The sequence below is a fragment of the Sessilibacter sp. MAH3 genome (assembly GCF_054658275.1).
The window spans coordinates 1-7759 of the sequence record NZ_BAAGIE010000054.1; the positions used below are offsets into that span (position 1 = coordinate 1).

Sequence of the window (7759 nt, forward strand, 5' to 3'; positions counted from 1 at the left end):
CATTTTACACTGTACTTGAAAGCACCAAGAACGAAAACTTTCAGTTTACGTAACACCTAAAATTTACTACTGATAAAGCCACTGAGTAGTTCTAACGCCGCAAACATGGGCCGAGCTGCGAAGCAGCGAAGGTCCAAGCACACGCAGTGTGCTGAACATGATTTGCCTTGTTATGCGCTTTATTCATGTTGCTATTTTGCAAGTTAATAGACCTGATTTATTAATAATATATGAAAATTCTGTAGATGATGGTTGCAGTGTATTCCTTGGACTTATTTGAAGATCATAATATGTATTATCTATTTCATTTTCATCGCGTAGATCATTTTCTGATTCTGGAAATCCGAGTAATGCAAAATAATAATCATCTGTTACTGCAATATAAGCAGGGAATTCTTCATATTTTCCTGATGTTTCTGGCTCAAAGTCTATTGCCAAAGCTTGGCTCAATTTCTTTGCAGTAACCTCTAAAGAAAATCTATTTTCAATGTCTAAATATGCAAAATTCATTTCTATTAATTTATCGCATAACGCTAATGTAAGCGGCAAGCGACGCAAGAGCGAGTCCAGTGGAATGCCGAAAGCATGTAGCGATGTTTGACATTTTTGTTATGTGATTTTGACATGCTGAACCAGACCTTTTCGCCAATCGATGAGTATTTCTCCAAGAAAACTTACATTAGATGGAAATTTTTCACCGCTTAATATTTTAGCAGCCTCCCAGCAAGGAAAGTCAGTTTCCTCGTTTATATCGAAGGCTAGTAGTGTTTCAATAGTATTCTTGTTGATGCCAGTAGCTTTCCACTGGCCCCATTCTTCATAGTGCTTATAGTAGTTAGCCATCGTATTTATAAACAATATGGTAGAAATGCCATTCTGTAATTCTTTACAAGCCGTAGAGAGCCACTCGATTTTTTTACTCTTAGCGTTATAGCCAGAAATTTTCGAAACATCCGAGATTGCGCCTGTAATATATGTTTGTGCAGTCACGTATGCTATGCCAAAAATGGACTCTGTCTGCTCTTGCGCCCAATACGCATCGTACCATTCATTCTCGTCATACTTTTTCTGGTATCTAGCAAACCCATGATCTAGCGAAACGAAGATTTCTTCTAATGTTTCGGATCTATAGTCGGCTTCCAAATAATGCGTCTTCATCTAACTACCACATAACGCCCCGCTAAACAGCGAGCCACGCAGTGGCGAGTCCAAGGCAAAAACTTATTTTTGCCTGATGTTTGAGCGGCTTGTTATACGTTTTTAACATAAACAGCCTTCACCACCATTGTTGAATTTACTGCTTTAAAATGCAGGCCAATAAACTGAAAATTTACCACAGTTTAATGTGTACAAAGAAGAACTAACTGGATTGATTTTAAGATGGCAAAGCACAAAATACTGGTTACCACGTTAGCCATTTAACACTTTAGTTTACTGAAGTTTCAGCCACCAAAAACGACAAGCTTCAGCGACAAAGCAGCGATTAAATTCACCAAGAATAATACAAAGAATACGTATAACGCCCGGCTTAGTGGCGCGAACACAGTGAGCGTCCAGGCCGCGTTTTTTGCGGCCGATGCTACAGCCGCTTGTTAAGTGTTTACTCTTTAAATGCACTGACATCTTTAACCATTGATTTAAGATTTTTAAGTTTCTTGGGGTGATTTGATGTCCATATAACCTCAGAGCCATCTCCGAGTTCTTCATAAATTGGCAGAAGATCAATAATTCCGAGGTATTCCCACTGCACTGGAACCTCAGTTTTACCGCCCTTGTATGGCTCTGCGTGTTCTAAACCGATTGTCTCCACTTTCTCAAAGGCTTCTTCTAGTGTGAGTGCTTTAACAATTACTGTATTTTCCCAAGTGGCAAATCTAGCTTCCGGATCATTGTTGTTCGAATCTTCAACTTCAATAAACCGAGCTAAATATGTTCCGATATACCAGCCGACTGGGGAAATGTTTTTATCCATGATGACACTTAACGCCGTGCTTAGGGGCCGTAGTGAAGCGCAGCGGAACGGAGGTCCCAGCGCAGCGACTAAAGCACCTTGTTATAACATTCACTTGCCTTGAAACTTACCAAGCACTTCTTTTATCTTGTTCATTGCATCAATTTGCTTTTGAATCCACACTCTTGTGTCAGATTCCATATGGTCTGTAGCCAAATTCACTTCTTGAACTTCGTAGCCATCAAGATCTTTAGGCGTACCTTTATCCAATGTTTCTTGAAGTTCATTTTTGCTTTCTTCAGAAAAGAGATAGATCGAATAACTTGGCTCACAGTACCACGCCCTGTTGCGATATGTACTATAGATGTATGTATCTACGGGAGAGTACTGAATACTTTGATTAATACGTTTTGACTGAGGAAATTGAATTCTTAAAATCGGCACTTATTAGTTCCTTGTGTTAAGTTATAACGCTTTGCTTTGCGGCGCGCGTTAGCGCGTCCGGTGAAGGCCACGCCTTTTGTGGCCGGAACGAATAAGAGCAACTTGTTAGAACAATTGCAAAAATAACTATTTTGCCGTGCTAAACGTATACAACTAAACATTGAATTACCTTACTTTCTGCGATCAAGTTTGCCAATTTGAGCTGCGAAGAACGAAACTGCTCTGCCTTATGCAACCACGTTACACATTGAAACTAAGAAGAACAAAACTGCCCAACATAAACCTACTTTTTACTAAAAACTGGCTGCCACGATTTCGCAATTACTCAAATTTAACACTTTACTTAAAAACACCAAGAACGAATACTTTCAGTTTACGTAACAACTAATATTTACCACCGATAAAACCACTGAGTAGTTCTAACGCCGCCATATGCTGCAAATTTGGAGTGGAGCGTTTTTACGCTAGCGTAGCTTAAAGCGGAAAAACGAGCCACGGAAAGTTTGTCCAGCCCGCGAAGCGGGCGATGCATGATGGCCTTGTTATGAGACAGCCACCAAGTAGACAAATTTAAATATTAAGCTGATTAAAAACGAGCCGGATGAGATTAAGCCAATTAACATTATGGGACGCTCACTAAACGAAAGCTTTTGTGTCATGCCAATTACGGGATCTATCAAACTAGCTGCCCCATGACTCTGTAGCCTAATATATATGACCGAACAAACAATTAAAGCGTTGCCTAACAGGAACATAAGAAAGCCGAAAGAGAAATAATAAACGTCCAATGCAACCAGAGAAGGCAAAGCCAATAAGGACGTGATTCTTGGATTAAATTTGATTTTTACCACCCCTCATAACGCCTTGCTCACCGTCACATACTGCGGAGAGCGTTTTGTGTGAAAATGGAGCGCAGCGACAGACACAAAACAAACGAAGCAGTATGTGTCAGGTGGAGCAATTTGTTATGCATTTTTTAGACGCCGCGCTTTTTCATAGTACTGCTTTGCTTTCCTGGGTTTACCCAAGTGAACATCAATAAACGTTGCCTTTTCAAAGTATGCCTCTTGAGACCTCGGGTTAATTTCTATTGCCCGCTCATAACAACGTAAAGACTCTGATAGTGGGGTTTCATCTTCGTAATTTATAAGCAGATAAAGATCTCCCCTCATGATCCAAAGTTTCTCAGAATTTGGGTAAACCTCAACTGCCGTATCTGCTAGTGAAATAGTTTCTTTCGTTGGCTCAGGGTCTTGCCAATCTTTCGGCCATCTCTCTTTCAAATTGTTGATGTAATCGACTTCAGTTTTCACGTGACTCCCTCACGATAAATAACGCTTTGCTTTGCGGCGCGCGTTAGCGCGTCCGGTGAAGGCCACATTTTGTGGCCGGAACGAATAAGAGCAACTTGTTAGAACAATTGCAAAAAATAACTATTTTGCATTACTAAAAGTGTACTACTAAACATTTAAATTACCTTACTTTCTACAACCAAGTTTGCCAATTTGAGCCACGAAGAACGAAACTACTAAACGTTACGTGCCATCTTACTAATTGAAACCACGAAGAGCAAAACTGCCCAACGCAAATCTACCTTTTTACTAAAAATTGGCGCCACGATTTTGTATCTGCCAACCATTTACACTTTACTTAAAAATACCAAGAACCAGAACTTCCAGCTTACGTAACACCTAAAATTTACTACTGATAAAACCACTGAATGATTCTAACGCCTTGCTCTGCTGCATTTTTGGAGTGGAGAATTTTGTGCTATTAAGCACAAAAGGCGCAACGGAAAAAATGTCAGCAGGAGCAAATTGTTATGTGATTCTAGCTTCATGGTTGCTCACTAAAAGGAAGCTCAATATCATGCTCTCCAAGGACCGCCTTGTAATGATTAAGCCTTTCCCACATAGAATTTCGAATTTCATTGAGCTCTTCGAATGCCTCAACAACATTTCCGGCTTTAATTTCTTGGTACACTTCATCAAGATCTTTACATATCGAATACAGAGTATCACCCTGAATTAGTACGCCAGGGTAATTCCTTTCTGGATGTTTCATGACAGCCTGATTAGTAGCATCCGAGAATATTTCAACTTCTTCTTTTTTCATTTTGATCTCAGTGGGGGCACATAACGCCGTTATAACCCGCCGGAACGGAGTTGGTTTGTTTGCGCTAGCGTAGCGTTTAAGCGCAAACGAAGCTACGTAGTGGAGGTCGGGTTGATAACCTTGTTAGAGCATTTCCTGAATGCTATCTCTAAACTCAACTAGATTCTGCCACTCAATAAGTAAAAGTGGCAACTGGCTAAGCTCTCTGATTTTACACCACCCATCCATATTATAAATATTATCGTCACCTTCGGCGCACTCCTCTTCGGTGAGGTTTTCGAAGGCACTAGATAATCTGTTTAGTGCATCGAGAAGCCCCTGATCGTAATACTCCGGAATTGAATGATTGTTGAGCCTTTCTCTAAAATCCAGTACCTCACAACAGCAGCCATACCACGCCTCAATAAACGGACACTTTCCCTCAAGCCTCTCAACTTGAATAGAAGGTTGTGAAGCAAGAAACTCCAAAGCCTCCCCAAATGAAAATAAATTCCTGATTAGATTTTCTTCTTTTTGTGAGGCCCACCCCCATACTAAGTCGCTAATTTTCATGCTTGGTTACTGTGAGCTCTAACGCTTTGCTTTGCGGCGCGCGTTAGCGCGTCCGGTGGAGGCCACGTTTTTTTGTGGCCGGAACGAATAAGAGCAACTTGTTAGAACAATTACAAAAATAGCTATTTTGCAGTATTAAAAGCTTACAACTAAAAATTTAAGTTACCTTACTTTCTGCGACCAAGTTTGCTAATTTCAGCCACGAAGAACGAAACTACCTAGCCCTACGCAGCTACATTACTAATTGAAACCACGAAGAGCAAAACTGCCCAACGTAAACCTACCTTTTACTACAAATTGGCTACCACGATTTTGTAGCTGCCAACCTTTTACACTTTACTTAAAAATACCTAGAACCAGAACTTCCATTTTACGCAACACCAAAAATTTACCACTGTTAAAACCACTGAGTAGTTCTAACGCCTTGCACAGCGGAAATTTGTGGAGTGGCGTTTTGTGTTATAGCGTAGCGGAAATACAAAAAAGCCACGGAACAAATTTTCCGACTGGTGCAAATTGTTAGGCTTACGTTGCCTTTTATTAAAGCTTATAAACATGAATTGTATTCCATTCGCCGTCTGTTACTTCTATTTGATGATGTATAGCGCCATTTTTTAGCGCTTCAGATATAGCAGATGATATAAGTCTTAGAAATTCCATATCAGCTGATTCTGAAGAAAAACTACACAATCCTTTATCCATGCTTATTTCTACATTTTGGAACAACATCACTGATGATTCGTCGAATTTAGATTCGATATCCATTACTCGAAATGTCTCGTGAAGCTCTCTCGAGCGCATTGAACCAACCGAAAAAGCCCCAGTAATAAAATACAATTCATCACTCATGTCGTTTGAATGCCTAACGCCTAGCTCACCTGCAAAATGGAAGCGTAGCGAGTATTTTGTCCGGTGGAGCTAATTGTTAGGCTTACAATCAATTTTTCTTACTCTGATAGTGACTTTTTTCTTCGTAGAAGTTGTTACTGTGGCATGGAAATGAAGAATTTTGACACCATAAAGAAACTTAGTAATACCTTTCATTTCGCGACAACACTCGGGAATGCCATTGCTCTCTTTAGGTATTTCAATATTAAAATACCTACTATCTTCTAGCTCTTTGCTTTCTTCAAAAAAATGAATAGGCTTCTTATTAAATAATCTCAATGATGGCGGATATATACATACCTGCTTAATAACAACATCACGACTCCCTATATTTGTTACGACAAGCGTTACTGATTCAGTTTTCGGCTCAAATACAGCCTCAACCATGAACCTTGCTAACCTTTCCCTGTAAGCCAACCAAAGAGACACACATACAGCAAAAAATGTAGCCACTGTTGATGATAATTTATACCAGTCTATTGATGATTCTTTAACTAAGTACACGTTGCTAGAAGATTCTTCGAGATTGCTTAAACGTTTATTAAGTGAAACCAAATCTTGGTGAGAAGCAATTTCTTTTGAGTCTTTTGGAGTGCAAACCAAGAAGCAAAATTGAACAAGAATAATAGTGATTAACACCCAGATGATGTGCTTTTTGTACATATGCCTTCCCTGAATTGCCTAACGCTTTGCTTTGCGGCGCGCGCAAGCGCGTCCGGTGGAGGCCACGCCTTTTGTGGCCGGAACAAATAACAGCAACTTGTTAGAACAATCTCGAAGATAGCTATTTTGAGTTGCTAAAAGTGTACTACTAAACATTTAGGTTACCCTACTTCCCGCGACCAAATTAACCAGTTTGAGCCACGAAGAACGAAACTGCTCTACTTTAAGCAACCACTCTACTAATTGAAACCGCGAAGAGCAAAACTGCCCAACGAAAATTTACCTTTTTACTAAAAATTGGCTACCACAATTTTGCAATTGTTCCTATTTCGTACCTTACTTGAAAGCACCAAGAATAAGAACTTTCAGTTTACGTAACACTTAAAATTTACCACTGATAAAACCACTGAATAGTTCTAACGCCAATGTAAACGGCGAGCGACACAGGAGCGAGTCCAGAGGAATGCCGTAGGCATGTAGCGTTGTTTGACATTTTTGTTATATTTATGGCTTGACATAATCTACTTTATACAACACTTTACCCAGCAAGGAAACAGTGTTGCCAGTTACCTTGGCCTGATTTAGAATTTTCAAAGAAAAGCCATTCTTCGGGTCTGACTTTGGCTCCATATAAATTAACTCCCCAATCTCAATATCATTTTCTGATATTACGGCAATAGCAAGTTCCGTATGGTCGGCAATCAGTTCTTCAAAAGGTGGGTAATTTAGCTCCCTAACTTGATCCCATTCGGGTAGCTCACCCCATTCATACGTCTCATCGTTTCGCTCTTCTTCGACTACTTTGTCGTAATATCTTTTATATATCTCTATAAATACATCGCGAGGAAATTCAATTTTGAGATCTGCTAACGCAAACCCATCTGGGAGAATTTTGCTGTGCGAATTTCTCCCCATATAAGACATACATACCCATTGATCATTCTTCAATGGTTTCTCATTTATAAACCAGCTGAGCTTGTCTCTTAATTCTTTTTCTACCGGAAGCATGATTTTAAATATAACGCTTTGCTTTGCGGCGCGCGCTAGCGCGTCCGGTGGAGGCCACGCCTTTTGTGGCCGGAACGAATAAGAGCAACTTGTTAGAACAACCGCGAAGATAGCTATTTTGCGTTGCTAAAAGTGTAC

10 protein-coding genes are annotated in these 7759 nt (G+C 40.0%); all 10 read right to left on the reverse strand.

Translation table 11 applies throughout. The annotated features are described in order from the left end of the window. Positions 1 to 183 precede the first annotated feature (183 nt). The 10 genes from ACYQ2C_RS18310 to ACYQ2C_RS18355 all read right to left on the reverse strand — a co-directional run bounded on the left by ACYQ2C_RS18310 (position 184) and on the right by ACYQ2C_RS18355 (position 7621). Positions 184 to 558: a hypothetical protein gene (locus ACYQ2C_RS18310; RefSeq protein ID WP_460104675.1), complete on the reverse strand. Its 375-nt coding sequence runs from the start codon at positions 556 to 558 to the stop codon at positions 184 to 186. Positions 559 to 609: 51 nt separating this feature from the next. Then, entirely contained in the window at positions 610 to 1158 is a 549-nt protein-coding gene (locus ACYQ2C_RS18315) for a hypothetical protein (protein ID WP_460050704.1), read from the reverse strand. Positions 1159 to 1600: 442 nt separating this feature from the next. Beyond that, a complete protein-coding gene (locus ACYQ2C_RS18320; protein WP_460104678.1) occupies positions 1601 to 1972 on the reverse strand; it encodes a DUF4288 domain-containing protein in 372 nt (123 codons plus the stop codon). A 90-nt stretch (positions 1973 to 2062) separates the two neighbouring features. Further along, positions 2063 to 2395: a hypothetical protein gene (locus ACYQ2C_RS18325; RefSeq protein ID WP_460104680.1), complete on the reverse strand. Its 333-nt coding sequence runs from the start codon at positions 2393 to 2395 to the stop codon at positions 2063 to 2065. A gap of 965 nt (positions 2396 to 3360) precedes the next feature. Next, positions 3361 to 3708, reverse strand: coding sequence for a tetratricopeptide repeat protein (locus ACYQ2C_RS18330; RefSeq protein ID WP_460104631.1), 348 nt, complete (start codon positions 3706 to 3708; stop codon positions 3361 to 3363). A 523-nt stretch (positions 3709 to 4231) separates the two neighbouring features. Continuing rightward, complete coding sequence (locus tag ACYQ2C_RS18335; protein ID WP_460104628.1) at positions 4232 to 4510, reverse strand: DUF6959 family protein; 279 nt, start codon at positions 4508 to 4510, stop codon at positions 4232 to 4234. A gap of 123 nt (positions 4511 to 4633) precedes the next feature. Further along, positions 4634 to 5062: a hypothetical protein gene (locus ACYQ2C_RS18340; protein WP_460104626.1), complete on the reverse strand. Its 429-nt coding sequence runs from the start codon at positions 5060 to 5062 to the stop codon at positions 4634 to 4636. Between the two features lie 540 nt (positions 5063 to 5602). Then, on the reverse strand, positions 5603 to 5911 hold the full coding sequence (locus tag ACYQ2C_RS18345) for a hypothetical protein (protein WP_460104624.1): 309 nt from the start codon (positions 5909 to 5911) through the stop codon (positions 5603 to 5605). 69 nt (positions 5912 to 5980) lie between these two features. Further along, positions 5981 to 6613: a hypothetical protein gene (locus ACYQ2C_RS18350; RefSeq protein WP_460104622.1), complete on the reverse strand. Its 633-nt coding sequence runs from the start codon at positions 6611 to 6613 to the stop codon at positions 5981 to 5983. A 504-nt stretch (positions 6614 to 7117) separates the two neighbouring features. Beyond that, on the reverse strand, positions 7118 to 7621 hold the full coding sequence (locus ACYQ2C_RS18355; RefSeq protein WP_460104620.1) for a hypothetical protein: 504 nt from the start codon (positions 7619 to 7621) through the stop codon (positions 7118 to 7120). Between the last annotated feature and the right edge of the window lie 138 nt (positions 7622 to 7759).